Genomic DNA, 26,500 nt, shown 5'->3' on the forward strand with positions numbered 1-26,500 from the left:
GAGCGCTACCCGTTCCACCGGGACGGGCGCCGCCGCCGCAGGGCCACGCCCGCGCCCGCGAGCGCGGTGGCGCCCAGGGCCGCGGCGGCCGTCACGGCCGGCAGCGCGCTGCCGCCCGCACCCTGGGCGGCGGCCGGCTCGTAGCCACCGCCCCGGCCTGCCCGGTCGTACGCCGAGCCGGGCAGCTTGTCGCCGTACCGCTGCCGGACCAGGCCCTGGTAGGCGGCCAGGCTCACCCCGGACTCGCCCACCGAGCGGCGCGCCTCCTCGTCCAGGGGCAGCACCCGGCCGTCCCGCAGCACGTACCAGGCGTTGATCTGCGGCTCGCGGAACGCCGTCCCGCCACCGCCCTCCGCCGCCCGCGCGGCGTAGTCGCCCTCGTCGCCGCCGGTGGCGATGTTGACCACCCGCCAGCCGCCGCCCTGCTTCACCGTCCAGACCGAGGCGACCTGGCCGTCCGCCGCGACCACCCGGCTCGCGGTGAACTCGGCCCGTGCCACCGGGGCACCCGGTGTGCCGGAGACGAAGGCCGCGTCCAGCGTGTACACCGGCACGGTGTCCCCGGTCAGCCGGGGCGCGGTGGCGGCGGCCGCCGCCTCCTCGGCCGCGCCCGGGGCGAGCCGCCCGGTCGGCGGGACGCCCTTGCGGGCGAAGAAGCGGCCCAGCTGGTCGAGCACCGCGGGGCTCCGCACCGCGTCACGGGCCTGCGCCAGCTCCGCGGCGGGCACCGGCTCGGGCACCCCGGCGGCTCCGGGCGCACCGGCCGGGCCGGTGGCGGACGCGGCCGGCGCGAGCGCCAGCCCCAGGCCGGCGGCGAGCAGGACGGCCGCCGCGCCGCGGACGACCGCGGCCTTGTGCATGCTGCTCATGTCGCCCCTCACGCGCCGATCCGGTACAGGGAGTGGGTCCAGGAGAACGTGCCGTTCGACACGTAGTAGGTGTAGTCCGCCCAGTTGTAGCGGTAGTTGGACGGCCACGGGTCGCCCCAGTAGACCCAGTTGCTCGCGGTGTCGTACCCGTACAGGACGTGCATGTGGCCGCCGCCGGAGCTCCACTGGATCCGGGTCTCGACCGGCCGGTCCGCGTTCACCTCGCTCTGCACCGTGCTGTAGCGCAGATAGCCGGTGACGTACGAGCCCGGGTTGATGCCGATCCAGCTCAGCGCGTTCTGCACATCGCCCAGGGTGGCCTGGCTGTTGGGGCAGCCGGAGTTGGTGGAACGGCCGAACGCGGCATTGCAGAACTGGTTCTGGCTGTAGTCGTAGCCGTACCAGGTGGCGATGGTGTTGCCGCTCGCCGCCCAGCACCAGTTGCTCTGCTGTTGCTGCTGCATGGTGAGGTTGAGCTTCTTGAAGGTGCCGGCCAGGTCGGCCGTGGCGCCCGCGGCGGCCGCGGGCCGCACCCGTGGCAGTGGGGCCGCGGCCGCGGGGGCGGCCTGGGCGGGGGTGACGGCCGCGACGCTGAGCGCCGGGCCGAGGACGCCGAGCGCGAGCACCGACACGGCGCGGCGCAGGCGTATCCGGGAGACGGACATGGGGGATGTCCTCCTTGCGACAGGCAGAGGAGTCGTGGGGGGTGGGGTGCGGTCCGGATCGCGCCACCGAGCATCGCGCCGTTGACATGGCCGGTCAACGGCCCTCGGACCGCCGGCCTCCGGGTGTGAACAGGGCCGCGCCCGCTGTGAACGCCGGCGCCGGAACCCCGCCCGGAACGTCAGGACCGGTGACAAACCCCCCTGCCCGTGTGAATATTCACGCCCGACCGGGCCCACCGCGCGGGCCCGCACCGGCCCGCACCGTCCCGCCACCCGAGGAGGCCGCATGCAGCGGACCGACCAGCCCGACCTCGTCACCGCGCTGCGCACCGGCCCCTTCGACCTCGCCCTGCGCACCGCCATCACCGCCCGCGGCCTCGCCCTGCACCGCATCCGCGACCACCTCGCGCTGCGCGGCGTCCACATCGGGGTCACCAGCCTCAGCTACTGGCAGCAGGGCCACCGCCGCCCCGAGCGGGCGGAATCGCTCCGCGCCGTCCGGGAGTTGGAAAAGGTCCTGGAGCTTCCCGCGCACTCCCTGACCCGGCTGCTCGGCCCCCGGCGCGCCGCGCCCGCCGCCCCGGCCGGCCCGCCCGTCCGGCCCTACCGCGACCTCATCAGCCCGGCCACCGCCGTCGACGACCTGCTCGCCGACCTGGCCGGCCCGCGCGACACCGGCCTGCACACCGTCACCCACATCGAGCGGATCCGGATCGGCGCCGACCGCCGGCTCCGACGCCGCGACTCCCAGCACGCCCTGCGCGCCCACCGCGACGGCATCGACCGCTACCTCGCCATCCACCAGGGCGACCCCGGCAGCGACATCACCCGGGTCGGCGTCCGCGCCGAGGAGAACTGCCGCCCCGGCCGGATCCGCCGGGACCAGGCCCATGACCTGCTGATCGCCGAACTCCTGCTGGACCGCCGGCTGCGCGCGGGCGACACCCATCTGCTCGGCTACGGCTTCGACGACGCCCCGGCGTCCGAGCCCAGCTGCGAGTACATCCGCGGCTTCCACGCGGGCGCCGGGCAGTACGTCCTGCAGATCACCTTCCACCCGGCCGCGCTGCCGGTCCGCTGCCACCGCTTCGCCCGCCGCTCACCCGCCGAGAAGCCCTACGAGAGCGAGGAGCTGACCCTCGACGGCCAGCACGGCGTCCTCCTGGTCGCCTCCGCCGTCCGGCCCTGCATCCTGGGCATCGGCTGGGACTGGGAGTAGGAGGTGTGTCCTTCGGCTCACGGGAGCGCCGGGTCGGGGGCCGCGCGGCGGGCGTCGTAGCGGGGGTCGATGGTGCCGAACAGCCGGTCCCAGAGCGTGGTGTAGAAGCCCAGGTTGACGGCCGGATCGGCGTGGTGGCCGGCGTGGAACATCGGCAGCGCCACCCAGCGGAACACCGCGAGCCGCCGGACCCGGAGCGGGAAGGGCTCCACGCCGAGGTGCCCGAGCAGGCCGAAGACCAGGTTGACGCCGATGTAACCGGTCAGCGCGAGGGCGGACATCCCCGGCCAGAGCCAGAGCACCGTGATCCACGCGCCGCCGAAGCCCAGCACCTCCAGCGGGTGCAGCACGAAGAGCGTGGCGGGGCGCGGGTCCGGGTAGCCGTGGTGCAGCTCGTGCGCCAGCCGGTAGAGCCGGCGGCGGTGGGCCAGCCAGTGCCCGCCGTACATCAGCGCGTCCATCACCAGCGAGAACAGCAGCAGATCGACCAGCGCGCGCGGCCCCGCGTCGGCCGTGAGCCGGATCCGGCCGGACTGCCAGAGCTGCCAGCCGACCAGTCCCACGGCCGAGTTGAGCAGCACGGCGACCACCGTGAGCAGCCGCTCGCGGCGGTCGGGCGGCGCGGGCGGCGGGGTCACCCGCCGGTCGCCGAAGCGCCGTACCAGCAGCCCGCCGGCCAGCAGGGCCACCGCGAACAGCGCGAGGTTCCCGGCCAGCGCGCCGGCCGCCGCCTCCGCCGGGCTCAACCGCCCGGCCCATTCGAGCACCGCGTCCACCGTCACGCTCCCCGGTCGTCCCACCGCCCCACCGGTCCGACGCCGGGCCGCCCCCGGCGGTTCCCGGCCGCCCGGCCCGCCGCCGTCGGGCGCTCTCAGCCGCTCTCAGCGGCTCTCAGCGGCTCTCTGCGGCTCTCTGCGGCTCTCAGCCGTGGAAGGCCAGCTCCAGGCAGTCCTCCACCGGCCGGTAGCCGATCTGCTGGTAGATCGAGTTGCTGGTCGGATTGGCGAGGTCCGTGTACAGCAGCACCTCCGCGGCCCCGCCGGCCAGGGCGGCGGCCGATGCGGCCGCCGTGACCCCGCTGGCGTAGCCGCGGCCACGGGCGTCGCGCGGGGTGTAGACCGGGCCGATCCGGGACATCCCGGCGACGACCGCGCTGGCCCCGGCCACCGCGACCGGCCGCCCGGCGTCCTCCCACAGGTGCAGCTGGCCGGCGGCGGTCCGGTCGTCCACCACCATCGCCACATCGGGGATGCGGATGTCCACCTCGGCCCCGAACTCGTCGAACCAGCGGATCAGCAGCTCGCGGTCCGCCGCCCCGGCGAGCCGGGGGCGGCCGGCCGGCGGGCGCGGCGGGTCGGTCAACTCGCCGAGCCGGTAGAGGCGTTCATTGTTCTTGACGGTCCCGACGACCCCGGTGGCCCCGGCCCACGCGTCGCCGAACGCCCGCACCGCCGCCACCCCGCCGGACACCCCGGCGAGCGCCGTGGCCCCGGCCCGGGCGGCGGCGAGTTCGGCGGCCAGCTCGGCCGCCGCCCGCTCCGGCATCAGCCCCAGCCGCGGGAGGAACGGCGGCGTCTGCAGGAACACCCCCTCGACCGGGCCGTCCGGCTCGCGGCGCCACCAGCCGAACACCGGCGCGCCGTCGCCGTAGTAGTGCGGGCCGCGCGCGGCCAGCCGGTCCGTGACCGTGAGCAGCACGGTGTTCTCGGCCGGGTTCGCGGCGAGGAAGCCGCCGGCCTGCGCGCGGAAGTCGTCGAGGGAGGTGCTGAGGGTCCAGGGCATGCCCCATCCTCCCTCCCGGCCACCGCGCCGCCCACCGGTTTTACTCGGGTGCGGACACCCCCAGCCGCTCGGCGAGGTCCGCCGGGTCGGTGGTCGGCGCGTCGCAGGTGAAGTGCCGGCAGACGTACGCGGCGGGCGCGCCGTCGACCAGCGGCCGGCCGGCCAGCAGCGGGACCTCGTCACTGCCCGCGCCCGGCTCCCCGAACGCGACCACGGCGCCGGGCGCGGTGCCCAGCAGCGCGGCCCGGTGCAGCGCGGCCGTCCCGGGGTCGCCGGCCGGGCCGATCACCGCGACCTCGCGCGGGCCGTCGGCCAGTGCCTCGGCGGCGGCCAGCCCCCAGCCGACGAACCGCGGCGCGCGCGAGGCCAGTGCCCCGACGATGCCGAGCGCCCGCTCGGCGGCGGTCCGGTGGCGGTCCGAGCCGGTGTACGCGGCGTAGGTGAGCAGGGCGGCCGCGGCGGCGGTCCAGCCGGACGGGGTCGCGTTGTCGGTCGGGTCCTGCGGGCGCCGGATCAGCTCCTCGGCGTCGTCGGCGGTGTCGTGGAGCGCGCCGCTCTCCTCGTCGGCGAAGTGCTTGAGCACGGTGTCGAGCAGCCCGCCGGCCAGCTGGAGCCACTCGGCCTCGCCGGTGACCGCGTACAGCGCGAGGAAGCCCTCGGCGGTGTCCGCGTAGTCCTCCAGCACACCCGCGTTGGCGCCGGGGCGGCCGTCCCGGGAGGTGCGCAGCAGCCGGCCCTCGGGCGTGAGGTGGACGGCGAGCAGCAGGTCGGCGGCGCTCTCGGCGGCCCGGACCAGGTCGGGGCGCTCCAGCAGGGCGCCGGTCTCGGCGAGGGCGGCGATCGCGAGGCCGTTCCAGGCGGCGACCACCTTGTCGTCCCGGGCGGGCGCCGGGCGGGTCGCGCGGGCCGCCAGCATCCGCTCCCGGATCACCTCGTACTCGGCGACGTCCTCGGGGTCGGCGAGGAGCTGGAGGACGGAGGTGCCGTGCTCGAAGGTGCCGCCGGCGGTGACGGAGAACAGCCGGGCGGCGGTGGCCGCGTCGGCGGGGCCGAGCAGGTCGACCAACTGGCCCGGCTCCCAGACGTAGTAGGCGCCCTCGGCGGTGGCGCCGGTCTCCTCGTCGAGGCTGTCGGCGTCCAGCGCGGAGGCGAACGCGCCCTCGGGGGTGCGCAGTTCGCGCAGCAGGAAGTCGGCGGTGGAGAGCGCGACCCGGCGGGCCAGCGGGGAGCCGGTCGCCCGCCACAGGTGCAGGTACGCGCGCAGCAGCAGCGCGTTGTCGTACAGCATCTTCTCGAAGTGCGGCACCACCCAGCCTGCGTCCACCGCGTACCGGGCGAAGCCCCCGCCGAGCTGGTCGTGGATGCCGCCGCGGGCCATCGCCTCACCGGTGCGCACGGCCATCTCCAGCGCGGCCTGCGAGCCGGTCCGGGCGTGGTGGCGCAGCAGGAACTCGACCACCATCGCCGGCGGGAACTTGGGCGCCCCGCCGAAGCCGCCGTGCCGCGGGTCGAAGTCCCGGCTGAGCGCGACCAGCGCCTGGTGCAGATCGGCCTCCCCGGGCGGCTGGTGCACCCCGCTGCCGACCGCGTACACGGAGGCCCGCTCGGCCAGGTCGGCCCGGATCCGGCCGGCCACCTCGCCGACCTCCTCCCGCCGGTCCCGCCACGCGGCGTGCACGCCCTCCAGCACCTGCCGGAACGACGGCATGCCGTGCCGGGGCTCGGGCGGGAAGTAGGTGCCGAAGTAGAACGGCTCCTTGGCGGGCGTCAGGAACACCGTCATCGGCCACCCGCCCTGCCCGGTCGCCGCCTGCACCGCCTCCATGTACACGGCGTCGACGTCCGGCCGCTCCTCCCGGTCGACCTTGACCGCGACGAACCGCCCGTTGAGGTACTCCGCCGTCCCCTCGTCCTCGAACGACTCGTGCGCCATCACATGGCACCAGTGGCACGCGGCATAACCCACGGAGAGCAGCACCGGCACCCCGCGCCGCTCCGCCTCCTCGAACGCCTCGGGCCCCCAGGGCCACCAGTCGACCGGGTTCTCGGCGTGCTGCTGCAGGTACGGCGACGTCGCGTCGGCGAGGCGGTTCGGCATGCCCCCATCCTCGCGCATCCGCGCGGCGGAGGGGGCGTGGCCTCACTCCTTCGGGGACTCCGGCTCCTCGGCGAAGTTCACGCGCTTGAACTGCTTGTTCATCGACTTGGCCAGGAACCAGGTGGCCACGCCGAGGGCGGCGAAGACGAGGAAGCCCAGCAGGCCGGGGGTGACCTTGGCATCGTCGACGGCGAGCTCGACGGCGAGGTGGGTGAGGTTCACGGGGGCACTCATATCTCTATGGTGGCCCGGCTCACGGGGAGCCGGGCCATCGGGGGGTGCTTCAGTCCCGCGTGTCGGCCGACTCGGCCGTCAGGCTGGGGGTCCGCAGGCCGGCGAACAGGTCGTCCTCCGGCAGGTCCACGTCGACCAGGGTACGGGCGAGCTCGTAGTCCTCGGTGGGCCACACCTCGCGCTGGACCTCCAGCGGGACGCGGAACCACGGGCCGTCCGGGTCGATCTGGGTGGCGTGCGCGATCAGCGCGCGGTCCCGGGTCTCGAACCAGTCGTCGCAGCGGACCCGGGTGGTGATCTCCCGCTCCTGGCGGCCGCTCTTCTCCCAGCCGGCGATCCACTCGCCGTAGGGGGAGTCGTGGCCGTTGTCGGAGAGGTACTTGTGCAGGGCGCGGATCCGGCCCATCGGGAAGCCGTGGTTGTAGTACAGCTTCAGCGGCTGCCAGGGCTCGCCGGCCCCGGGGTACGCGTCGGGGTCGCCGGCGGCGTCGAAGGCCACCATGGTGATCTTGTGGGTCATGATGTGGTCGGGGTGCGGGTAGCCGCCGTTCTCGTCGTAGGTCGTGATGACCTGCGGCTTGAACTCCCGGATCAGGCGGACCAGCGGTTCGGCCGCCTCCTTGACGTCCTCCAGGGCGAAGCAGCCCTCGGGCAGCGGGGGCAGCGGGTCGCCCTCCGGCAGACCCGAGTCCACGAAGCCCAGCCAGGCCTGCTTGACCCCGAGGATCGCGCGGGCCTCGTCCATCTCCTTGCGCCGGACCTCGTGGATGTTCTCCTCGATCTCCGGCTTGCCCTGCAGCTTCGGGTTGAGGACCGAACCGCGTTCCCCCCCGGTGCAGGTGGCCACCAGCACGTCCACCCCCTGGTCGACGTACATGGCCATGGTCGCCGCGCCCTTGCTGGACTCGTCGTCCGGGTGGGCGTGCACCGCCATCAGTCGCAACTGCTCAGTCAACGCGTGCGTTCCTTCCACAAATGTCCGGGCGTACCGCGCAATCCGGTCTGCCCACCGTCTGAGCCGCTCATGGGGCCGCGTCACCGCGGGACCCGGCCGCCGCGCCGGGCGCCGACACGGCCGGGCCCGCCCCCGCCGGACCGGCCGCGGGCGTGCCCCTCCTATAGTGACGGACTGGAGGAGCACCGCATTCCCCCGCACCACCCGCGCGGCCCCCTCCCCACGAGAGGACTGAGCCCCATGAGCGCTGGCACCCGGACCCCGCAGCTGCCCGAGGACCGCTACGGGCGCCGCGGCGACCGCGAGAGCGACCGCCGGCTCAAGGTGGCCGGCGCGGTCTGCGGAGTGCTGATGCTGGGCCTGATCGCCTGGCTGGGCGGCTCCTACCTGATCCGCGAGACGAAGATCAACGGCGCGGTGCCGACCTTCCAGGCGCTCTCCGACAGCGAGCTCCAGCTGCACCTGGCGGTGCGCAAGAGCGACGGCACGGCCGGCAGCTGCACCGTCCGCTCGCAGGGCGAGGACGGCGCGGTGGTCGGGGTGGCCGACTTCCCGGTCCCGGCCGAGGGCGACAGCTACGACGCGGTGGTGAGCCTGCGGACCACCGCCCGCGGCACCACCGCCGAGCTGCTGGGCTGTACTCCCGAGTAGCGGCACGGCAGGCATATTCGCTCCGGGGAACGGGCATCCGTAGAGGAGCCCCGTCCGCCGATCCTGTACACCTTGGCGCAACGCTGTCGTCAATGGCAGGCCAACGACCCTCCCGATTGTCGGCGGGAGTTGTTAGGCTCGTGGTTTCGCCCCTTCCGCACCAGCTGGTACGGGAGCGGGCGTTGCTTTGTAGTTAAGACCGATATCAGCACCACTCAACACGCTGACGACTCACACCCTCAGCACAGCCCCAGCACCTACGAGGAGCACCCGTGACCCAGACCAGCGAGAACGTGACCTGGCTCACTCAGTCCGGCTACGACCAGCTCAAGGCCGAGCTGGATCACCTGACCGGCCCCTGGCGGATCGAGATCGCGCAGAAGATCGAGGCCGCGCGTGAGGAGGGTGACCTCAAGGAGAACGCCGGCTATCACGCCGCCAAGGAGGAGCAGGGCAAGTACGAGCTGCGGATCCGCCAGCTCACCCAGCTCCTGGAGCGCGCCAAGGTCGGCGAGGCCCCGGCGGACTCCGGCGTGGTGGCTCCGGGCATGGTCGTCACGGTCGCCTTCGACGGCGACGAGGACGACACCATGAAGTTCCTGCTGGGCTCGCGCGAGGTCGGCGACGACGACCTGGACATCTACTCGCCGCAGTCGCCGCTCGGCCGCGCGATCGACGGCAAGACCATCGGCGACGAGGCGACCTACGAGCTGCCGAACGGCAAGCAGGCCATGGTCAAGATCATCGAGGTCAAGCCCTACGCCGGCTGATCCCTCCCCCGACACGCCGAAGGCGGCCGCGCACTGTCGCGGCCGCCTTCGCGCGTTCCGGTCCGGCTCAGCCGGCGGAGGAGCGGTACTTGCGCACCGCCAGCCAGGAGAAGACGGCGGTGATCACCACCGACCAGAGCACCGACACCAGCTCGGCGTGCTGCATCGGCCACACGTCGTCCACCGGGCCCACCTGGTTGCCGAAGAGGTTGCGGCAGGCCTGCACGGTGGCGCTGAACGGGTTCCAGTAGGCGATCCCCTGCAGCCAGCCCGGCATCGAGCTGACCGGCACGAAGGCGTTGGAGATGAAGGTCAGCGGGAAGAGCCAGATCAGCCCGGCCGAGGTGGCCGCCTCCGGGCTGCGCACCGAGAGGCCGATCAGCGCGCCGATCCAGGAGAAGGCGTAGCCGAGCAGGAGCAGCAGCCCGAACGCGGCGAGCGCGGACAGCAGCCCCTCGTGGATCCGCCAGCCGACCAGCAGCGCCACCAGGGCCAGCACCACCATGGTGAACGCGGTCTGGCACAGGTCCGCCAGCGTGCGGCCGACCAGGACCGCCGAGCGGGCCATCGGCAGCGAGCGGAACCGGTCGACCAGGCCCTTGGACATGTCCTCGGCGATGCCCGCCGAGGCGCCGGCCACCGCGAAGGTGACGGTCTGGGCGAAGATGCCCGCCATCAGGAACTGGATGTACGCCGAGGAGCTGGACTGCGTCCCGGGGATCTTGATCGCGCCGCCCATGACGTACGAGAACAGCAGCACGAACATGACCGGCTGCATCAGGCCGAAGATCACGATCTCGGGTATCCGGGTCATCCGGCGCAGATTGCGCTTGGCGACCACCCAGGAGTCGTGCAGGACGGCGGCCGTGCCCCGGCGCTGCTGGGGTACCGCCCCGCCGATGGCGTGCTCGGTGGCCGTGGCCATCTCAGAGCTCCTTCCCGGCCGGAACGGCCTGCTTGCCGGTGCCGGAGCCGTTGCCCCGCCCGCGTCCCTCGCCCCGGGCGGCGCCGTCCTCCTCGTCCTCGGCCTCGGTGTGGTGGCCGGTGAGCGAGAGGAAGACGTCGTCCAGGGTCGGCCGGCGCAGGCCGATGTCGTCGATCTCGATCGAGCGGGAGTCCAGCTCGCGGATCACGTCGGCGAGCACCCGGGCGCCGCCGCTGACCGGGACGGTGATCCGCCGGGTGTTCTTCTCCACCGCCGGCTCGCCGAGCGCGTAGGAGGAGAGCGCCGCGACCGCGTCGCCGACCAGCTCGGGCCGCTGCACCACGACCTCGATCCGCTCGCCGCCGATCTGCGCCTTGAGCTGGTCGGCGGTGCCGCGCGCGATCACCTTGCCGTGGTCGACCACGGCGATGTCATGGGCGAGGCGGTCGGCCTCCTCCAGGTACTGGGTGGTGAGCAGCAGCGTGGTGCCCTGCTCGACCAGGGTCTCGATGACCTCCCACAGGGCGAGCCGGTTGCGCGGGTCGAGGCCCGTGGTGGGCTCGTCCAGGAACATCACCGGCGGGCGCACGACCAGGGCGGCGGCGAGGTCGAGGCGCCGGCGCATGCCGCCCGAATAGGTCTTGGCGGTGCGGTCCTTGGCCTCGGTGAGGTTGAACCACTCCAGCAGTTCGAGCGCCCGGGCCTTCGCCTCGCGCACCGGCATCTGGTACAGCTCGCCGACCATCTGGAGGTTCTCGAAGCCGGTGAGGTACTCGTCGACGGCGGCGTACTGGCCGGAGAGGCCGATCAGGCTGCGCACCTGGTTCGGGTGCTTGAGGACGTCGACACCGGCCACCGTCGCGCGGCCGGAATCGGGCTGGAGCAGGGTGGTGAGGACGCGCACGGTGGTGGTCTTGCCGGCACCGTTCGGGCCGAGCAGCCCGAGCACCGTGCCCTCGGGGACGTCGAGGCTGACGCCGTCCAGGGCTCGTACGTCGCCGAATGTCTTGACCAGGTTCTCGGCTTGGATGGCTGGCGCCATGGGCCTGCCTCATCTCCTCGGAGGAAGGGCGGAACTGTGCGGACGGAACTGGCGATGAACATGCGTGGTCTGTCCCACTTTGCCCCCGATGGGGGCATGTGGGCGACTCGTTTTCCGCCGCCACGGCAGCGGCACGCGGAGAGGAACGCGATGTATCGCGAGTCTGGCAGCCGCGATATATCGCGTCAAGTATCGAACGTGTGTACGGCATACTGTCACGGAAGCGCCCCCGGAAGCGCCCCACCGGAGCGCCTAGCGCGAGACCACGTACCCCGCGCCCCGCAACTCGCCGAGCACCGCCGCGCAGTGCTCCGGCCCCTTGGTCTCCAGGTGCAGGTCCACCTCCACCTCGGTCAGCCCCAGCTGCGGGTCGACCCGCACGTGCGCCACGTCCAGCACATTGGCGTCCACCCTGGTCAGCACGGAGAGCAGGCCCGCCAGCGCGCCCGGCCGGTCGGCCAGCCGCACCCGCAGCGAGAGGTACCGGCCGGCCGCCGCCAGGCCGTGCCGCAGCACCCGCTGCATCAGCTGCGGGTCGATGTTGCCGCCGGACAGCACCGCCACCACCGGCCCCTCGAAGGAGTCCGGCCGCTCCAGCAGCGCCGCGACCGGAGCCGCCCCGGCCGGTTCCACCACCAGCTTCAACCGCTCCAGACCGAGTAGCAGGGCCCGGGACAGCGAGTCCTCGGAGACCGTCCGGACGCCGTCCGCCAGGGTGTTGACGATCTCGAACGGGACGTCCCCCGGCCGGCCGACCATGATCCCGTCCGCCATCGTGGCGAACCGTTCCAGCGTGACCGGGTGCCCCGCCGCCAGCGAGGGCGGGTACGCGGCCGCGGCCGCCGCCTGCACCCCGATCACCCGCACGTCCGGCCGCAGCGGCTTGACCGCCGCCGCGATCCCGGCCAGCAGCCCGCCGCCGCCCACCCCGACCAGGATGGTCCGCACCTCGGGGCACTGCTCCAGGATCTCCAGCCCGACGGTGGCCTGCCCGATCACGACGTCCCGGTGGTCGAACGGGTGGATGAAGACCGCGCCGCCCGACTCCGCGTACCGCTGCGCCGCCTGAAGCGTCTCGTCGACGGTCGCCCCGTGCAGCCGCACCTCGGCGCCGTACTCCCGGGTCGCGGCGATCTTCGGCAGCGGCGCGGACACCGGCATGAAGACGGTCGAGCGCACCCCGAGCAGCGAGGCGGCCAGCGCCACCCCCTGGGCGTGGTTCCCGGCACTGGCCGCGACCACCCCGCTCGCCCGCTGCACCGGCGAGAGGCCGGCGATCCGCACATACGCGCCGCGCAGCTTGAACGAGCCGGTGCGCTGGAGGTTCTCGCACTTCAGGTGGACGGGCGCACCGACCAGCGCGGAGAGGTGGCGGCTGCCCTCCATCGGCGTCACCCGGGCGACCCCGGCGAGCATCTTCTGGGCGCCGCGGACATCATCGAGGGTGATCGGCCAGCTGTGCATGACATCAGCCTAGGGGCCGGCGACACGCGGTTCGGGGACGTCGGCCCTGTTCCCGGGCTCGCCCGGCCCGCGTACGCTGCTGCTCCTGAGCCTTCCTCACCGCACGACGATCGTGAGCCGCGATGACGACGACCTCGCCCCAGGCCCCCGACCTCACCGACCCCGTGCACACCCAACTCCAGTACCAGCTGGCCCTGTTCGCCCGCCGCATGGAACAGGTCCGCGGCTCCGACGGGGTGGCCGCCCTGGTCCGGGCCGCCTACCTGCTGCTCGAACGGCTGGAGCGCCTCGGCCCCGCCAACGTCAAGGCGCTGGCCGACGCGCTGGGTGTCGACTCCTCCACCGTCACCCGGCAGGTCGCCCCGCTGGTCGCGGCCGGCCTGGTCGGCCGGGTGCAGGACCCGGCCGACCGGCGCGCCGTCCGGCTCGCGCTGACCCCGCTCGGCGCCGGACGGCTGGCCGAAGTCCGGGCCGGGAGAACCGAGTTGACCCGCCGGCTGGTCGACGGCTGGCCGCCCGAGGAGCAGCGGGCGTTCTGCGCCCTGCTGGCCCGCTTCAACCACTCCATGGAGGAGTACACGGCGGGCCGGCAGGGCGCCGGCGGCGCGTAGGGCCTCAGCCCAGCGCCTGCTTGAGGTCGGCCAGCAGGTCGTCGATCGACTCGATGCCGACGGAGACGCGCACCAGGTCGGCGGGCACCTCCAGCGCCGAGCCGGCCACCGAGGCGTGGGTCATCCGGCCCGGGTGCTCGATCAGCGACTCCACGCCGCCCAGCGACTCGCCGAGGGTGAACAGCTGCGCCCGGTTGCAGACCTCGACCGCCGCCTCCTCGCCGCCGTTGACCCGGAACGACACCATGCCGCCGAAGGCCTTCATCTGCTTGGCCGCGATGTCGTGGCCGGGATGCCCGGGCAGGCCCGGGTACAGCACCTGGCTGACCTTGGGGTGGCTCGCCAGCAGCTCGGCGACCTTCTCGGCGTTCGAGCTGTGCCGGTCCATCCGCACGCCGAGGGTCTTGATGCCGCGCAGCACCAGCCAGGCGTCGAACGGGCCGGAGACCGCGCCCATCGCGTTCTGGTGGTAGGCGACCTCCTCGCCGAGGCCCGCCTCGGCGATCACCAGGGCGCCGCCGACCACGTCCGAGTGGCCGCCCATGTACTTGGTGGTCGAGTGCACGACCACGTCGGCGCCGAGCGCGATCGGCTGCTGCAGGTAGGGGCTGGCGAAGGTGTTGTCGACCACCAGCAGCGCGCCGGCGCCGTGCGCGATCTCGGCCAGCGCGGCCAGGTCGGTGATGCCCAGCAGCGGGTTGGACGGGGTCTCCACCCACACCGCGCGGGTGTTGGGGCGCAGCGCCTCGCGGACGGTGGCGAGGTCCTGGGTGTTGGCCACGGAGAACTCGACGCCCCAGCGGGTCAGCACCTTGGCGAAGAGCCGGAAGGTGCCGCCGTAGGCGTCGTTGGGGATCACGATGTGGTCGCCCGGCTTGAGGATCGTGCGCAGCAGGGTGTCCTCGGCGGCGAGCCCGGAGGCGAAGGCGAGGCCGCGGGCGCCGCCCTCCAGCGCGGCGAGGCACTCCTCCAGCGCGGTGCGGGTCGGGTTGGCGCTGCGGCTGTACTCGTAACCGCCCCGCAGGCCGCCCACCCCGTCCTGCTTGTAGGTGGACACCTGGTAGATCGGCGTGACGACGGCCCCGGTCTGGGGGTCTGCTTCCTGACCCGCGTGGATGGCGAGGGTCTCGAAGCCCTGGGGAAGCTGGTACTCGGTCATGCTCCGAGCGTAGTCGGCGAACCGCCGGCCGCCCCCCGGAAGGCGCCGGCCGGTCCGCCGGGATGCCGCCGGGCGCCCGGAATCCCCGGCGCTCCGGCCGCGTTGGAACGTCCGCAACCCTCCCCGAACCGTTGGAGCAGGCCGTGCTGTTCAACCGCCACAAGACCTCGCTCGTCCCCGCCGACCAGGCGCTGCCCGGCCGGGAGACCCCGGCGTTCACGCTGCGCGAGCCGCACACCGTGCTCGGTCACCCGCTGACCGGCCCGTACCCCGACGGGCTGGAGGTCGCGGACTTCGGGCTGGGCTGCTTCTGGGGCGCCGAGCGGACGTTCTGGCGGCTGCCCGGCGTCTGGACGACGCTGGTCGGCTACCAGGGCGGCCACACCCCGAACCCGACGTACGAGGAGGTGTGCAGCGGCCTGACCGGGCACACCGAGGCGGTCCGGGTGGTGTACGACCCCTCGGTGGTCTCCTACGAGCGGCTGCTGAAGACCTTCTGGGAGGCGCACGACCCGACCCAGGGCAACCGCCAGGGCAACGACGTGGGCACCCAGTACCGCTCCGCGGTCTACACCCACTCCCCCGCCCAGGCCGCCGCCGCGACCGCCACCCGGGACGCCTTCCAGCCGGCCCTGACCGCGCTCGGCCTCGGCCCGATCACCACCGAGATCGCCCCGGCCGGCCCGTTCTTCCCGGCCGAGCCCTACCACCAGCAGTACCTCTCGGACGCCAAGAACCCCAACGGCTACTGCGGCCTCGGCGGCACCGGTGCCAGCTGCCCGATCGGGGTGGCCCGGACGGACGCCTGACCGCCGTCACTCAGGGTTCCCGACCCGGGTGCCGGAGGCGCAGACTGGAAGGACCGGTTGGGCGGCCGCGTCACCGTCCCTGGTGGCGGGGCCGCCCCTGTCCCGAGGAGGACCTCATGGCCGGTCTCATCCGCAGGAACTTCGACACCGATCCCGAGGAGGTCCGCCCGTTCGAGGCGGACAAGGGCGAGTTGCGCCTGGTCAACCTGGACGGCGGCGCCGTCGGACGGGCGGTGTTCCAGCCCGGCTGGCGCTGGTCCGAGCACATCAAGCCGATCGCGAAGACGGACAGCTGCCAGTCGGCCCATGTCGGCTACGTCGTCTCCGGACGGATGAAGATCGTCATGGACGACGGCGAGGAGGCCGATTTCGGCCCCGGCGACTTCATGGTCTGCCCGCCCGGCCACGACGCCTGGGTGGTCGGCGACGAACCGGCGGTCGTCCTGGACTGGCAGGGCTTCGGCGAGTACGCCAAGCACTCCTGAGCGCCCGGCCGCACCCGGCCGGCGGTGCTCAGCCCCGCCGGACCTCGTGCATGAAGCACCCGAACTCCACCGCGCGGACGTGCAGCACGGCCACCTGCGGGTCGGCGAGCAGCCGCGCCGCGACCGCCTCGGCGGTCTCCGGCTCGACCAGCTCGCCGCCGAGGATGTGCCCGCGCCGGTCGTACGCGCGCACCACCCGCCGCCCGTGGTGGAAACCCTCCGGCCAGCCCCGGCCGGCCGGGCCGGCGCACGGACCGTCGTGCACGAAGACCGGGCCGAGTTCCTCGTACGGGCCGGGCTCGGCGCCCGTCCCGGCGGCCCAGCGCCGCAGCGGCGCGTAGCTCACCAGGGCGATCCGGTCGCCGGCCCGCGCCCTGGTCAGGCAGCAGCGCAGCGGGGCGCCGCCGGTCCCGTCGACCGAGCGCACGGGCGCCCGGCCGGCGTCGTCACGCACCAGCAGGGCCTCGTGGACGGCGGGGTCGATCGGGCGGACGGTCAGCACGGACGGGGCGGTGGAGGTCGTCGTCATGCCCCCACCCTCCCGGTGCGGATCGCCGGCACACCGGCGGATTTCGGCCGTCGCGTTCGGCGCCGGGCCCAGGTGCATCCCGGACACCAGGGTCCGCTCGCCGTCGCCGGTGCTCTGCGTGGTGATGTCGGGCCGACTGTGGTCGAGGTTGCCGCTGGTGGCGTCGCGGCAGCCGAACGGCGCGCTCCAGCGCGGACTGCACGATGTCCCGGGCCCGGTGCGGATCGCCGGTCAGCAGCTCGGCCAGCCTGATCAGCTGGGGTCCGACGCCGACGACGAACGCGCTGAACTCGGCGTCCGGGCGCTCTCTCTGCTCGCGTTTCACACCCCCCTGACTCCTCGGGGGGCGGGGGAGGTTCTGTCCTCCCGGGCGGGAAATCGGGAGCGCCCGCCGGGGCGTCAGATCGCGCTGCCGGCCTTCCAGTCGGCCCAGCCCATGTTCCAGCCGTTGAGGCCGTTGGACGGCGCGACGGTCTTGTCGCCGGAGTTCACGACCTCGACCACGTCGCCGATCATCGAGCTCTTGTAGAACTTGTAGCCGTCCGCGCTCGCGTCCTGGCCGCCCTTGACGTCGCGCAGACCGACGCAGCCGTGGCTGGTGTTCTGGCTGCCGAAGATCGACGACGGGGACCAGTAGTTGCCGTGGATGAAGGTGCCGGAGGTGCTGAGCCGCATCGCGTGCGGCACGTCCGGGATGTCGTACTCGCTGCCGAGGCCGACGGTCTGCGAGTTCATCCGGGTCTGCTGGTACTGCTCGGTGATCACCATCCGGCCGCCCCAGGTGCGGTACTCGGGCGAGCCGCCGGAGATCGCGTAGACGGCGCTGACCTGGCCGTCCGTGGTGACGGTGAGCTTCTTGGTGGCGAGGTCGGCGACGCTGGTCTGCGCGCGGCCGATGGTGAAGCGGACGTCCTTGGACTGGGTGCCGTAGACGCCCTTGGCGCCCTGCACGTCCTTCAGCCGGAGCTTGACGGTCACCTTGGTGCCCTTGGCCCAGTACTCCCGCGGCCGGAAGTCGAGGCGGGTGCTGGAGAACCAGTGCCCGACGATCTCGACGCCCGGCTCGGCTATCACGGTGATCGCCTGCTGGACCGCCTTGCGGTCGGTGACCGGCTTGCTGAAGTTGATCGAGACCGGCATGCCGACGCCGACGACCGAGCCGTCCTCGGGGGTGAAGTAGCCGACGAAGGTGTTGGCCGGCGTCGCCGTGGTGAAGACGGCGTTGGCGTCGGCCTCCAGCTTCTCCTTGTCGAAGGCGACCGCGGACACCGTGTACTTGGTGCCGCTGGCCGGGGCGGCGGCGGAGGTCCAGACGGTGCCGTCGGCGGACAGCTCGCCGGCCAGCGCCTTGCCGGTGGAGTCGGCGACCTTGACCGTGGTGAGGGCGCCGCCGGCCACGGCGACCCGGACCGGCTCGCTGAAGCTGGCGGCGGTGGCGCCGTCGGCCGGAGTGACGGTGATCACGGCGGCCGAGGTCTTCGGAGTCGGGGTGCTGGAGGCGGTGGGCGTGGGCTGCGCGCCGCCGGTGGCCGTACCACCGGTGCCGCCGGTGCCGCCGGTGCCGCCGCCCGCAGTGCCCGATCCGCCGTCGCCGCCGGTGCCGGTGCCGGAGGCGGCGCCGGCTTCGGTGCTCTTGCTGTCGTTGCAGGCCGCCAGCAGCAGGACCGGGGCGCCGATCAGGCCCGCCAGTACGCCACGTCGGCTCCAGCTGCTCCCGGCCGCTCGGCCCCGACCTTCCCGTGCCGTCACGTCGCCCACTCCCTGCTGATCATCCGGGCATTACGGATACAGAAACGCAATCCGTGCGTTCACGGTTCCATCACCAACGATCTGCGATCGTACGAGAATCCGAAACTCGGCGCCAAATATGGACAAATGCCCGGTCTGCGGACAGCAGACCGGGCATTCACGGGCTGTGACGGGCGCGCCTTACTCGGCGGGCTCCTCCACGGTGTACTCGTCCCACTCGTCACCCTCCGGGTCGAAGTCGGTCTTCGCCGACTCCCAGGTCGCCGAGGCGAGCTCGACCCCCGGGACGTCGCCGAGCAGCGCCACCGGGTCGATGAAGTGCGCGAGCGAGCCCGACGGGTCCACCTCGATGGCGTCGACGGACTGCGCGCGCTCGTCGTCGTCGAGGTACTCGTCGTCCGCCACCTGCTGGAGGGCCGCCGCCTTGAGGGCGCCCTCGTCGGTGATCTCGGCGATGAGCTCGATGCTGAGCCGGACGTACCGCGGGGTGTCCTGGCCGGTCGTGTCAGTGCTGGTCATGGCAGTGAGATTACGGGAAGGCGGCCATGTCAACGTGCAGAACGTGGGCGGGGCCGGTCCCCTCCGGAGAGGGAACCGGCCCCGCCGCCTCCGCCGGGCTCCCCCACCCGGGAGCCGCGGAGACGCGCCAAGCGGCGCGGTCGCCCGGGGAGCCGCCACACCCTGGCGGCCGGCCGGGGCCGGGCAGGGGCGGGACGACGGCGTCTCCGCGGGCAGGGACACCACCGGCCGGTCAGGACCGACCGACGTGCCCGAGACGGGCCGCGCCGCCGGGGAGCCGCTCCCGGTCGTCGCCACCGTCTCGCTCGGCGTCTTGCCGTGAGCACAACGATGGCGCAGCCGTGTTAAGCCCGTGCTGCACGGAGATGACGCCGGTGTACCAGTTCGCCCGGAAACGGAGGCTCCGCCCCCGGGTGCTCAGCCGCCGGGTCGGGGTCGGCGGCTGACCCGGCCTCAGTGCCCGGCGCGGCTGCCGGTCAGGAAGCCCAGCAGGTCCTGGCGGGTGACGATGCCCTGCGGCTTGCCCTCCACCAGCACCACCGCGGCGTCGGCCTTCTCCAGCACCGTCATCAGGTTGGTGACGGTCTCGCCCGAGCCGACCACCGGCAGCGGCTTGGACATCACCTTGTCCAGCGTGTCGGTCAGCTGGATGTCGCCCGCGAAGACGCCCTCCAGCAGCAGCTTCTCCACCACCGAGCCGATCACCTCGCCGGCCATGATGTCCGGGTGACCGGCGCCCGGCGAGACCACCGGCATCTGCGAGACGCCGTACTCGCGCAGCACCCGGACCGCCTCGGAGACCGTCTCGTTGGGGTGCATGTGGACGAACTGCGGGATGCCCTCGTGCTCGATGGCGTCCTTGCGGGCCAGCACCTCGCCGATGTGCGCCTCGTCGGTGGCGGACGGCAGGAAGCCGTAGTCGGCCATCCAGTCGTCGTTGAAGATCTTCGACAGGTAGCCGCGGCCGCCGTCCGGCAGCAGCACCACGACGACGTCGTCCGGGCCGAGCTCGCGGGCCACCTCCAGCGCGGCGACGACCGCCATGCCGCAGGAGCCGCCGACCAGCAGGCCCTCCTCCTTGGCCAGGCGGCGGGTCATCTGGAAGGAGTCCTTGTCGGAGACGGCGACGATGCCGTCCGCGACGGTGCGGTCGTAGGCGGTCGGCCAGAAGTCCTCACCGACGCCCTCGACCAGGTACGGCCGGCCGGTGCCGCCCGAGTAGACCGAGCCCTCCGGGTCGGCGCCGATCACCTTGACCTTGCCGCCGGAGACCTCCTTCAGGTAGTTGCCGGTGCCGGAGATGGTGCCGCCGGTGCCGACGCCCGCCACGAAGTGGGTGATCCGGCCCTCGGTCTGCTCCCACAGCTCCGGACCGGTGGAGTGGTAGTGCGAGGCCGGGTTGTCCGGGTTGGAGTACTGGTCCGGCTTCCAGGCGTTCGGCGTCTCGCGGACCAGGCGGTCGGAGACGTTGTAGTACGAGTCCGGGTGCTCGGGGGCCACGGCGGTCGGACAGACGACCACCTCGGCGCCGTAGGCGCGCAGCGTGTTGATCTTGTCGGTGGAGACCTTGTCGGGGCAGACGAAGATGCACTTGTAGCCCTTCTGCTGGGCCACGATCGCCAGGCCGACACCGGTGTTCCCGGAGGTCGGCTCGACGATGGTGCCGCCCGGCTTGAGGGCGCCGGAGGCCTCGGCGGCCTCGATCATGCGCATCGCGATGCGGTCCTTCACCGAGCCGCCGGGGTTGAAGTACTCGACCTTGGCGAGCACGGTCGCGCTGATCCCCTCGGTGACCTTGTTCAGCTTGACCAGCGGGGTGTTGCCGACCAGGTCGATGATCGAGTTGTGGTACCGCACGGGGGGTCCTCCCGGTCTGTGGGCATGCAATGGCGCTTTCGGTACTGCAAAGCCTAGGCCGTACCACGCGCCCCGGAGGGCCCTCGCGCCCCACGAACGGACCACCCCCGTCGTAGGCCGGGGCGATCGCGGGTACTAGGGGTGTACACGCATCGGGAGCGGCCCTTCACCGGGTGGCACGAGGACGCGAAGGGGGCACCGGATGCCGACGGCACAGGAGTCACGGGCCCGGGTGGCCCGCCGGATCGCCACCGCGGCGGCGTACGGCGGCGGCGGGCTCGGCGTACTGGGCGTGGGCCTGGTGGGCCTGCTGCTGACCGAGAGCAAACTGGCCGTCCAGGCCATCGGCATCCTGGAGGGCACCCCGCCGAAGGCCGACGGCGTCTACGGCGAGGCGTTCGCCGACACCTCCGCCGCGCCGCAGCCGCCGCTGGTGCTGGCCTTCCTCGGTGACTCCACCGCGGCCGGCCTGGGGGTGCTGCGGGCCCGCGAGACACCGGGCGCGCTGCTCGCCGCCGGACTCGCCTCGGTCGCCGAGCGCCCGGTCCGGCTGGTCAACGTGGCGTTCTCCGGCGGCCGCTCCGCCGATCTGGCCGGCCAGCTGGACCAGGCCTTGGCGCACCGGCCCGACATCGCCGTGATCATGGTCGGCGCCAACGACGTGACCCGGCACAGCCCGGCCCAGCTCGCGGTGCGCCAGCTCGGCGAGACGGTCGCCGCGCTGCGCGCCCGCGGCTGCCAGGTGGTGGTCGGCACCTGCCCGGACCTCGGGACGATCAAGCCGGTCCGCCCGCCGCTGCGCTGGGTGGCCCGCCGGCTGAGCCGCCAGCTGGCCGCCGCGCAGACCATCGCCGTGGTGGAGGCGGGCGGCCGGACGGTCTCGCTCGGCTCGCTGCTCGGGCCGGAGTTCGCGGCCCGGCCGGAGATGTTCGCCGCCGACCGCTACCACCCCTCGGCCCAGGGCTACGCGACCGCCGCGATGGCCGTGCTGCCCTCGGTCTGCTCCGCGCTGGACCTCTGGCCGCAGGAGGACCGGCCGGACGGGACGGTCCCCGGCGAGGCCGTCCTGCCGGTGGCGGTGGCCGCGGCGGCCGCGGCCGGACGGTCCGGCTCGGAGGTGGCGGCGGTCGGCGGCGAGGCGGGCGCGGCCGGGCGCTGGGCGCTGCTGCGCCACCGGCTGCGGGTCGGCATGCCGGGCTCCGGAGCCGCCGCGGAGGCCCCCGCCGGGGGCCGCCCGACCGGCGGGAACACGTCGGCCAGCTCACACACCGGGGCGGATGACGACTGAACTACCAGACGGTAACTTTCCTCCCGGACGCCTGTCCGCCCGCCACTCAGCGAGGAGCCCGCCATGCCCGAAGCCGTCATCGTCAGCGCCACCCGTTCGCCGATCGGCCGGGCCTTCAAGGGCTCGCTGAAGGACGTCCGCCCGGACGACCTGACCGCGCACATCATCCAGGCCGCCCTGGCCAAGGTGCCGCAGCTCGACCCGCGCGAGATCGACGACCTGATGCTCGGCTGCGGCCTGCCCGGCGGCGAGCAGGGCCACAACCTGGCCCGCATCGTGGCGGTGCAGATGGGCATGGACTACCTGCCCGGCGCCACCATCACCCGCTACTGCTCCTCCTCGCTGCAGACCACGCGGATGGCGCTGCACGCGATCAAGGCCGGCGAGGGCGACGTCTTCATCTCGGCCGGCGTGGAGACCGTCTCGCGCAGCGTGCACGGCACCTCGGACGGCCTGCCGGGCACCATGAACCCGCTGTTCGACGAGGCCCGGGCGCGCACCGCCAAGCGCGCCGAGGAGGGTGGCGGCGAGTGGCACGACCCGCGTGAGGACGGGCTGCTGCCGGACGCCTACATCGCGATGGGCCAGACCGCCGAGAACCTCGCCGCGCTCAAGGGCATCACCCGCGCCGAGCAGGACGAGTTCGGCGTGCGCTCGCAGAACCTCGCCGAGGCCGCCATCGAGGCCGGCTTCTGGGAGCGCGAGATCACCCCGGTCACGCTGCCGGACGGCACCGTGGTCGGCAAGGACGACGGCCCGCGCGCGGGCGTCACCCTGGAGGGCGTCTCCGGCCTGAAGCCGGTGTTCCGCCCGGACGGCACCGTGACCGCCGGTAACTGCTGCCCGCTGAACGACGGCGCCGCCGCGCTGGTCGTCATGTCCGACACCAAGGCCCGCGAGCTGGGCATCACCCCGCTCGCCCGGGTGGTCTCCACCGGGGTCAGCGCGCTCTCCCCCGAGATCATGGGCTACGGCCCGGTCGAGGCGTCGAAGCAGGCGCTCAAGCGGGCCGGCCTGAGCATCGGCGACATCGACCTGGTCGAGATCAACGAGGCCTTCGCCGCCCAGGTGATCCCGTCCTACCGGGACCTGGGCATCGACCTGGACCGGCTGAACGTCAACGGCGGCGCGATCGCGGTCGGCCACCCCTTCGGCATGACCGGCGCCCGGATCACCACCACCCTGATCAACTCCCTGCAGTGGCACGACAAGCAGTTCGGCCTGGAGACCATGTGCGTCGGCGGCGGCCAGGGCATGGCGATGGTCATCGAGCGGCTCAGCTGACCCGCTTCCCCCCTCCGCCGGTCAACCCCGAAGGGTCCAGACCACCCATTTGGAGTGACGCAGCGTAATTGAGGGCCGGATCACACCGAGAGGTCGATCCGGCCCTCTTTTCTGTCATTTCCGCACCGGAAATCGACGGTGCGGAGCGGATCAACTCCGCAGCGTAGAGCGGGACTACCTAACAATTTGGGGACAAGAGCGAAAGTCACTGACAAAGTGGACATTCGCCACTGCGGCAACAGGGCCGGATGCGGCACTGTGGAGGCGTAACCCCGTTCCACTCCTCGCTAGGAGTACGTTCCGTGAGCGCCGTCTACACCATCCTGCTGCTGATCCTGATCGCCGTGTCGACCGCCGTGCTGCTCCACCTCCGGGGAATCTCCCGCCGGCTGGACGCGCGGGCCGCCGCCGCCCCGGCCGTCGACGAGGCGGCGATACGCCGGGCCGTCGCCGACGCGCTGGCCGCCGACCGCGAGCGGGAGATCACCGAGGCCCGGACGTTCTGGGCCGAGCAGGAGGCCCGCGCGGCCGAGGACGCGCCACTGTTCGACTCCCCCTTCGCCAGCGTCTTCAACACCACCGACGAGTGGCCGCTCTTCTTCCCCCGCCCGACCGGGCCGAGCGAGGCGGCCGACAACGCGGGCACCATGGACCCGGAGTTCGGCGAGGCGCTGCGCTCCGCGCTGGAGGACCTGATCAACGAGGGCGGCGTCCGCCCGGCCGAGCCCGACACCGAGGGCGGCGCCCCGCTGCGCCCCGGCCACCCGGCCGGCGCCCCGGCCGGCGAGACCGCCGGTGACGCCCGGGCCCGCCGCGAGGCCGATCTGCTGGCCACCGGCCTGGAGGCCGGACTGCTGGACGCCGAGTCGGCCGTCGAGGAGGCCCCGGTCGCCGCGCCCGACCCGCGCCGCCACCCCTCGCACCCCGACTTCGTCCCCAGCCAGGCGCCGTCCCGGGAGTGGACCGACACCCGGCTGAGCACGCTCGCCGAGGAGGGCGTCGCGCTGATCGACGTCCGGCCCGGCCCGCTCGGCACCCTGGACGTGTACGCCTTCGCCGACGGCACCACGCTCTGCGTGGCCCCGGGCGACCGTGAGGCCGCGTACCGGCTGATCGACGCCGTCCGGGCCGACGAGGACGTCCGGCTGCTCGGCGGCTCGCGGTTCTCCGGCTCCTACTCGCTGACCTTCTCCACCGACGAGGACGCCGTGTACGTGCTCGCCGACCGGGTGGTGGCCAGCATCTGACCCGACGCGCCAGACAGGCCGAGGGGCCGACCGGATCAAGGGGTTACCGATCCGGTCGGCCCCTCGGCTTCTTCCGGGTGCCGTGGGCCGTGTGCCGGGTGGTCAGAACCGTCGGGCGGTCAGACGGCCGCCGTGGTCTCCGCGAGCCACCGCAGGGCCCGTTCCCGCACCGCCTCCGCCGTCGCCGGCCCGTCCGGCAGCGCCACCGCGGCGGCCGCGGGCAGCACGGCCAGCGCCGCCGCCAGGTCGTGGCCGACCACCGCGAGCTGGTCGCCGACGGCGAACGCCCCGGCGTCCGGCAGCTCGTGCGGCGACCCGCCGTCCACGCCCCCGTCCGCGCCGCCGTCCGGCCGTACCGCCTCGGCGGCCTGCGCCGCCGCGGCCAGCCGGCGGGCCAGCGCCAGCCCGGCCGCCGCCCGCGAGGGGTGCCCGGGGACGGCGCCCAGCAGCCGGCTCTGCGGCATCGAGCGGAACCGGTCCGCCAGCGCGTCGACGGCTGCTACCAGGGTGTTCTCATCGGACGTCTCGGACATGCCGCGAGCATACGGGGCGCGGACGCGGAAAGCCGCCGGGCCCCGGAGCGGGTGGCTCCGGGGCCCGGCGGCAGTGATGGTGCGACGGAGGATCAGTCGTCGCCGCGCAGGATCGCGATCAGCCGCAGCATCTCGACGTAGATCCAGACCAGCGACAGGGTGAGCCCGAAGGCGGCCCGCCAGGCCTCCTTCTGCGGGGCGCCGTGCGCGATGGCCTCCTCGACCGCGGCGAAGTCCAGCGAGAGGAAGAAGGCGCCCAGGCCGATGCCGATCAGGCCGACCACGATGCCCAGCGGGCCGGAACGCAGCCCCATGTCGGCGCCGAACATCGACGCGACCAGGTTGATCAGCATCAGCAGCACGAAGCCCATGGCGATCGCGATGCCGATCCGGGTGTAGCGCGGGGTGACCCGGATCCGGCCGGTCTTGTAGGCGATCAGCATCGCCGCGAAGACCGCCGCGGTACCCAGCACCGCCTGGATCGCGATGCCCGGCCACATGGTGTTGAACACCTTGGTGATCGCCCCGAGCGCGAAGCCCTGGAGGCCCGCGTAGAGCAGGATCAGCGGCGGGCTGACGCTCCGCTTGAACGAGATCACCATGCCGATCACGAAGGCGATCAGCGAGGCGCCGCCGGCCAGACCGAAGTTCCGCTCCGGCAGGGCGAACCAGGCCAGGCCGCCGGCCGCGACCAGGGTCAGCAGCGTCATCGCGGTGCGCGCGACCACGTCGTCGAGCGTCATCCGGCCGGTCGCCAGCGGACCGGCGGACGGCGCGTTGTACATCTCGGCGAGCTGCGCGTCGGTCAGCGGCGCCTCGCCCTGGGGCTGCTGGGCGGCGTAGGGGCTGTTCGCGTACGGGTTGTTGCCGTACGGATTGTTGCCGTAGGGGTTGGTGGCGTACTGGCCCCCGGCCGGCGGGGTCTGGGTGGTCCCGAAACCCGCGTAGCCGGACTCGCGGGTGAAGGACCCCTCCCGCGAGAAGACCGGGTTGCTGCTTCTCATTGCTCATTCCCTCCGTGGCGGCACTGCACCGCCCGAACCACCAGGGTAATGGCTTGGCAAAGGAATCGGCATCCGCCGCGAGAAGGATTCGGCCGCTACTCCGGCGGGGACGCCCTTCGGCGTCCCCGCGAGCAAGCACGTGCCCAGAGCCGGACTCGAACCGGCACGGCCTTTCGGCCAAGCAGTTTTAAGCTGCCCGTGTCTGCGTTCCACCATCTGGGCGTCCTGCGGACCCGGCCCCGCCGACGGAGCGGAGAGCAACGCTCCGCCGCCCGCGCGGGCCACCCCTGAGCCTAGTCGCCCGGCCTCCTCTTTCGCATGTTCCAAGGCGGGGAAGTTGTCATGTTTCCTTGCCATCTGACGAACAGTTCGTGATTTGGCCACCGAACCCGCTCGTTCCGGCCACCGCCCTTCCGGTCAGGGTTCGTGTCATACCGCAGGAGGAGGGCGCCACCTGGGCGTACGCCCAGCGGTGGTCGGGCCAACCGTCCGGCGGAGCGACGAGAAACCATGATCACCCGGCGGAGCATGGAGATACGGCCGGACAGCCCTGGAAGGGCACGGCCGCCCGAGCTTTTCTTTCCGCGCCGCACCCACGGCGGCGCGCCCCCTCTCTGCCGAGCCCCGAGGAGCACCCCCGTGACCACGTCGACCGCAACCGCCGTCCGTACCGGCCGGGCGGCCGCCCGCGCCACCGGCCTGAACAAGGTCTACGGGGAGGGGGAGACCCGCGTCGTCGCCCTCGACAACGT

General features: G+C 73.3%; 26 protein-coding genes, 1 tRNA gene and 1 pseudogene. 10 read left to right on the top strand and 18 right to left on the bottom strand.

Annotated elements, in window-relative coordinates:
* Positions 1 to 5: 5 nt before the first annotated feature.
* Both ABTX81_RS19180 and ABTX81_RS19185 read right to left on the bottom strand, forming a co-directional pair.
* Complete coding sequence (locus ABTX81_RS19180) at positions 6 to 869, bottom strand: hypothetical protein (protein WP_350546985.1); 864 nt, start codon at positions 867 to 869, stop codon at positions 6 to 8.
* Positions 870 to 877: 8 nt separating this feature from the next.
* Positions 878 to 1,534 carry a papain-like cysteine protease family protein gene (locus ABTX81_RS19185; protein ID WP_350546988.1) on the bottom strand — a complete coding sequence of 219 codons (657 nt, stop codon included), beginning with the start codon at positions 1,532 to 1,534 and terminating at the stop codon, positions 878 to 880.
* Between the two features lie 286 nt (positions 1,535 to 1,820).
* On the opposite strand from ABTX81_RS19185, the gene ABTX81_RS19190 reads away from it, so the two are divergent.
* Positions 1,821 to 2,753 carry a hypothetical protein gene (locus tag ABTX81_RS19190; protein WP_350546992.1) on the top strand — a complete coding sequence of 311 codons (933 nt, stop codon included), beginning with the start codon at positions 1,821 to 1,823 and terminating at the stop codon, positions 2,751 to 2,753.
* Positions 2,754 to 2,770: 17 nt separating this feature from the next.
* Here ABTX81_RS19190 and ABTX81_RS19195 read toward each other — a convergent pair whose 3' ends face one another.
* The 5 genes from ABTX81_RS19195 to mca all read right to left on the bottom strand — a co-directional run bounded on the left by ABTX81_RS19195 (position 2,771) and on the right by mca (position 7,822).
* Entirely contained in the window at positions 2,771 to 3,529 is a 759-nt protein-coding gene (locus ABTX81_RS19195) for a sterol desaturase family protein (protein WP_350546995.1), read from the bottom strand.
* A gap of 145 nt (positions 3,530 to 3,674) precedes the next feature.
* Complete coding sequence (locus tag ABTX81_RS19200; RefSeq protein ID WP_350546998.1) at positions 3,675 to 4,535, bottom strand: GNAT family N-acetyltransferase; 861 nt, start codon at positions 4,533 to 4,535, stop codon at positions 3,675 to 3,677.
* A gap of 40 nt (positions 4,536 to 4,575) precedes the next feature.
* On the bottom strand, positions 4,576 to 6,633 hold the full coding sequence (locus tag ABTX81_RS19205) for a thioredoxin domain-containing protein (protein ID WP_350547002.1): 2,058 nt from the start codon (positions 6,631 to 6,633) through the stop codon (positions 4,576 to 4,578).
* Between the two features lie 42 nt (positions 6,634 to 6,675).
* Positions 6,676 to 6,867, bottom strand: a complete 192-nt coding sequence (locus tag ABTX81_RS19210; protein ID WP_350547006.1) for a hypothetical protein — start codon at positions 6,865 to 6,867, stop codon at positions 6,676 to 6,678.
* A gap of 49 nt (positions 6,868 to 6,916) precedes the next feature.
* A complete protein-coding gene (mca, locus tag ABTX81_RS19215; RefSeq protein ID WP_350547013.1) occupies positions 6,917 to 7,822 on the bottom strand; it encodes a mycothiol conjugate amidase Mca in 906 nt (301 codons plus the stop codon).
* 240 nt (positions 7,823 to 8,062) lie between these two features.
* On the opposite strand from mca, the gene ABTX81_RS19220 reads away from it, so the two are divergent.
* Complete coding sequence (locus ABTX81_RS19220; RefSeq protein ID WP_350547016.1) at positions 8,063 to 8,473, top strand: DUF4307 domain-containing protein; 411 nt, start codon at positions 8,063 to 8,065, stop codon at positions 8,471 to 8,473.
* 272 nt (positions 8,474 to 8,745) lie between these two features.
* Positions 8,746 to 9,243 carry a transcription elongation factor GreA gene (greA, locus tag ABTX81_RS19225; protein WP_350547018.1) on the top strand — a complete coding sequence of 166 codons (498 nt, stop codon included), beginning with the start codon at positions 8,746 to 8,748 and terminating at the stop codon, positions 9,241 to 9,243.
* A 67-nt stretch (positions 9,244 to 9,310) separates the two neighbouring features.
* Here the strand turns inward: greA and ABTX81_RS19230 are convergent, their stop codons facing one another.
* The 3 genes from ABTX81_RS19230 to ilvA all read right to left on the bottom strand — a co-directional run bounded on the left by ABTX81_RS19230 (position 9,311) and on the right by ilvA (position 12,674).
* Complete coding sequence (locus tag ABTX81_RS19230; RefSeq protein ID WP_350547020.1) at positions 9,311 to 10,168, bottom strand: ABC transporter permease; 858 nt, start codon at positions 10,166 to 10,168, stop codon at positions 9,311 to 9,313.
* Between the two features lies 1 nt (position 10,169).
* Positions 10,170 to 11,210, bottom strand: a complete 1,041-nt coding sequence (locus ABTX81_RS19235) for an ATP-binding cassette domain-containing protein (RefSeq protein ID WP_350547022.1) — start codon at positions 11,208 to 11,210, stop codon at positions 10,170 to 10,172.
* Positions 11,211 to 11,462: 252 nt separating this feature from the next.
* Positions 11,463 to 12,674: a threonine ammonia-lyase gene (gene ilvA / locus ABTX81_RS19240; RefSeq protein WP_350547024.1), complete on the bottom strand. Its 1,212-nt coding sequence runs from the start codon at positions 12,672 to 12,674 to the stop codon at positions 11,463 to 11,465.
* A gap of 122 nt (positions 12,675 to 12,796) precedes the next feature.
* Here ilvA and ABTX81_RS19245 point away from each other — a divergent pair, with 122 nt between their 5' ends.
* Positions 12,797 to 13,285 (top strand): MarR family winged helix-turn-helix transcriptional regulator, encoded by a 489-nt coding sequence (locus ABTX81_RS19245; RefSeq protein ID WP_350547026.1) that lies wholly within the window; start codon positions 12,797 to 12,799, stop codon positions 13,283 to 13,285.
* A 4-nt stretch (positions 13,286 to 13,289) separates the two neighbouring features.
* Here ABTX81_RS19245 and ABTX81_RS19250 read toward each other — a convergent pair whose 3' ends face one another.
* Positions 13,290 to 14,444, bottom strand: a complete 1,155-nt coding sequence (locus tag ABTX81_RS19250) for a cystathionine gamma-synthase (protein WP_350547028.1) — start codon at positions 14,442 to 14,444, stop codon at positions 13,290 to 13,292.
* A gap of 143 nt (positions 14,445 to 14,587) precedes the next feature.
* Here ABTX81_RS19250 and msrA point away from each other — a divergent pair, with 143 nt between their 5' ends.
* Both msrA and ABTX81_RS19260 read left to right on the top strand, forming a co-directional pair.
* Positions 14,588 to 15,253, top strand: coding sequence for a peptide-methionine (S)-S-oxide reductase MsrA (gene msrA / locus ABTX81_RS19255; RefSeq protein WP_350547031.1), 666 nt, complete (start codon positions 14,588 to 14,590; stop codon positions 15,251 to 15,253).
* Between the two features lie 116 nt (positions 15,254 to 15,369).
* A complete protein-coding gene (locus ABTX81_RS19260; RefSeq protein WP_350547033.1) occupies positions 15,370 to 15,738 on the top strand; it encodes a cupin domain-containing protein in 369 nt (122 codons plus the stop codon).
* 28 nt (positions 15,739 to 15,766) lie between these two features.
* Here ABTX81_RS19260 and ABTX81_RS19265 read toward each other — a convergent pair whose 3' ends face one another.
* From ABTX81_RS19265 to ABTX81_RS19280, 4 genes are all read right to left on the bottom strand, one after another.
* A complete protein-coding gene (locus tag ABTX81_RS19265) occupies positions 15,767 to 16,267 on the bottom strand; it encodes a DUF1203 domain-containing protein (RefSeq protein ID WP_350547035.1) in 501 nt (166 codons plus the stop codon).
* Positions 16,268 to 16,666: 399 nt separating this feature from the next.
* On the bottom strand, positions 16,667 to 18,016 hold the full coding sequence (locus ABTX81_RS19270) for a L,D-transpeptidase (protein WP_350547038.1): 1,350 nt from the start codon (positions 18,014 to 18,016) through the stop codon (positions 16,667 to 16,669).
* A gap of 180 nt (positions 18,017 to 18,196) precedes the next feature.
* Complete coding sequence (locus ABTX81_RS19275; protein WP_350547040.1) at positions 18,197 to 18,535, bottom strand: hypothetical protein; 339 nt, start codon at positions 18,533 to 18,535, stop codon at positions 18,197 to 18,199.
* A 453-nt stretch (positions 18,536 to 18,988) separates the two neighbouring features.
* The gene (locus ABTX81_RS19280; protein ID WP_350547042.1) at positions 18,989 to 20,392 is read right to left on the bottom strand and encodes a cystathionine beta-synthase; all 1,404 of its coding nucleotides are present in this window, start codon (positions 20,390 to 20,392) and stop codon (positions 18,989 to 18,991) included.
* A 202-nt stretch (positions 20,393 to 20,594) separates the two neighbouring features.
* Between ABTX81_RS19280 and ABTX81_RS19285 the strand changes: the two genes are divergently transcribed.
* From ABTX81_RS19285 to ABTX81_RS19295, 3 genes are all read left to right on the top strand, one after another.
* Positions 20,595 to 21,680, top strand: a complete 1,086-nt coding sequence (locus ABTX81_RS19285) for an SGNH/GDSL hydrolase family protein (protein WP_350547045.1) — start codon at positions 20,595 to 20,597, stop codon at positions 21,678 to 21,680.
* A gap of 63 nt (positions 21,681 to 21,743) precedes the next feature.
* On the top strand, positions 21,744 to 22,964 hold the full coding sequence (locus ABTX81_RS19290; RefSeq protein ID WP_350547048.1) for an acetyl-CoA C-acetyltransferase: 1,221 nt from the start codon (positions 21,744 to 21,746) through the stop codon (positions 22,962 to 22,964).
* Between the two features lie 302 nt (positions 22,965 to 23,266).
* Complete coding sequence (locus ABTX81_RS19295) at positions 23,267 to 24,211, top strand: hypothetical protein (RefSeq protein WP_350547051.1); 945 nt, start codon at positions 23,267 to 23,269, stop codon at positions 24,209 to 24,211.
* A gap of 119 nt (positions 24,212 to 24,330) precedes the next feature.
* Here the strand turns inward: ABTX81_RS19295 and ABTX81_RS19300 are convergent, their stop codons facing one another.
* From ABTX81_RS19300 to ABTX81_RS19310, 3 genes are all read right to left on the bottom strand, one after another.
* Complete coding sequence (locus tag ABTX81_RS19300; protein ID WP_350547054.1) at positions 24,331 to 24,744, bottom strand: hypothetical protein; 414 nt, start codon at positions 24,742 to 24,744, stop codon at positions 24,331 to 24,333.
* A gap of 92 nt (positions 24,745 to 24,836) precedes the next feature.
* The gene (locus ABTX81_RS19305) at positions 24,837 to 25,748 is read right to left on the bottom strand and encodes a Bax inhibitor-1/YccA family protein (RefSeq protein ID WP_350547057.1); all 912 of its coding nucleotides are present in this window, start codon (positions 25,746 to 25,748) and stop codon (positions 24,837 to 24,839) included.
* Between the two features lie 140 nt (positions 25,749 to 25,888).
* A tRNA-Leu gene (locus tag ABTX81_RS19310) sits at positions 25,889 to 25,970 on the bottom strand.
* 417 nt (positions 25,971 to 26,387) lie between these two features.
* On the opposite strand from ABTX81_RS19310, the pseudogene ABTX81_RS19315 reads away from it, so the two are divergent.
* A pseudogene (locus ABTX81_RS19315) lies at positions 26,388 to 26,500 on the top strand (ABC transporter ATP-binding protein); the annotation flags it as partial.

It is taken from the genome of Kitasatospora sp. NPDC097605 (genome assembly GCF_040302725.1).
GTDB lineage: Bacteria > Actinomycetota > Actinomycetes > Streptomycetales > Streptomycetaceae > Kitasatospora.

Bases quoted from the DNA above. Each gene is read 5' to 3' on its own strand.
- ABTX81_RS19230 (WP_350547020.1), bottom strand. From the start codon at position 10,168: ATGGCCACGGCCACCGAGCACGCCATCGGCGGGGCGGTACCCCAGCAG.
- ABTX81_RS19265 (WP_350547035.1), bottom strand. From the start codon at position 16,267: ATGACGACGACCTCCACCGCCCCGTCCGTGCTGACCGTCCGCCCGATC.
- ABTX81_RS19275 (WP_350547040.1), bottom strand. From the start codon at position 18,535: ATGACCAGCACTGACACGACCGGCCAGGACACCCCGCGGTACGTCCGG.
- ABTX81_RS19185 (WP_350546988.1), bottom strand. From the start codon at position 1,534: ATGTCCGTCTCCCGGATACGCCTGCGCCGCGCCGTGTCGGTGCTCGCG.
- ABTX81_RS19285 (WP_350547045.1), top strand. From the start codon at position 20,595: ATGCCGACGGCACAGGAGTCACGGGCCCGGGTGGCCCGCCGGATCGCC.
- ABTX81_RS19210 (WP_350547006.1), bottom strand. From the start codon at position 6,867: ATGAGTGCCCCCGTGAACCTCACCCACCTCGCCGTCGAGCTCGCCGTC.
- ABTX81_RS19245 (WP_350547026.1), top strand. From the start codon at position 12,797: ATGACGACGACCTCGCCCCAGGCCCCCGACCTCACCGACCCCGTGCAC.
- ABTX81_RS19220 (WP_350547016.1), top strand. From the start codon at position 8,063: ATGAGCGCTGGCACCCGGACCCCGCAGCTGCCCGAGGACCGCTACGGG.
- ABTX81_RS19300 (WP_350547054.1), bottom strand. From the start codon at position 24,744: ATGTCCGAGACGTCCGATGAGAACACCCTGGTAGCAGCCGTCGACGCG.
- ABTX81_RS19200 (WP_350546998.1), bottom strand. From the start codon at position 4,535: ATGCCCTGGACCCTCAGCACCTCCCTCGACGACTTCCGCGCGCAGGCC.
- ABTX81_RS19290 (WP_350547048.1), top strand. From the start codon at position 21,744: ATGCCCGAAGCCGTCATCGTCAGCGCCACCCGTTCGCCGATCGGCCGG.
- ABTX81_RS19190 (WP_350546992.1), top strand. From the start codon at position 1,821: ATGCAGCGGACCGACCAGCCCGACCTCGTCACCGCGCTGCGCACCGGC.
- ABTX81_RS19305 (WP_350547057.1), bottom strand. From the start codon at position 25,748: ATGAGAAGCAGCAACCCGGTCTTCTCGCGGGAGGGGTCCTTCACCCGC.
- ABTX81_RS19260 (WP_350547033.1), top strand. From the start codon at position 15,370: ATGGCCGGTCTCATCCGCAGGAACTTCGACACCGATCCCGAGGAGGTC.
- ABTX81_RS19205 (WP_350547002.1), bottom strand. From the start codon at position 6,633: ATGCCGAACCGCCTCGCCGACGCGACGTCGCCGTACCTGCAGCAGCAC.
- ABTX81_RS19235 (WP_350547022.1), bottom strand. From the start codon at position 11,210: ATGGCGCCAGCCATCCAAGCCGAGAACCTGGTCAAGACATTCGGCGAC.
- ABTX81_RS19250 (WP_350547028.1), bottom strand. From the start codon at position 14,444: ATGACCGAGTACCAGCTTCCCCAGGGCTTCGAGACCCTCGCCATCCAC.
- ABTX81_RS19180 (WP_350546985.1), bottom strand. From the start codon at position 869: ATGAGCAGCATGCACAAGGCCGCGGTCGTCCGCGGCGCGGCGGCCGTC.
- ilvA (WP_350547024.1), bottom strand. From the start codon at position 12,674: ATGCACAGCTGGCCGATCACCCTCGATGATGTCCGCGGCGCCCAGAAG.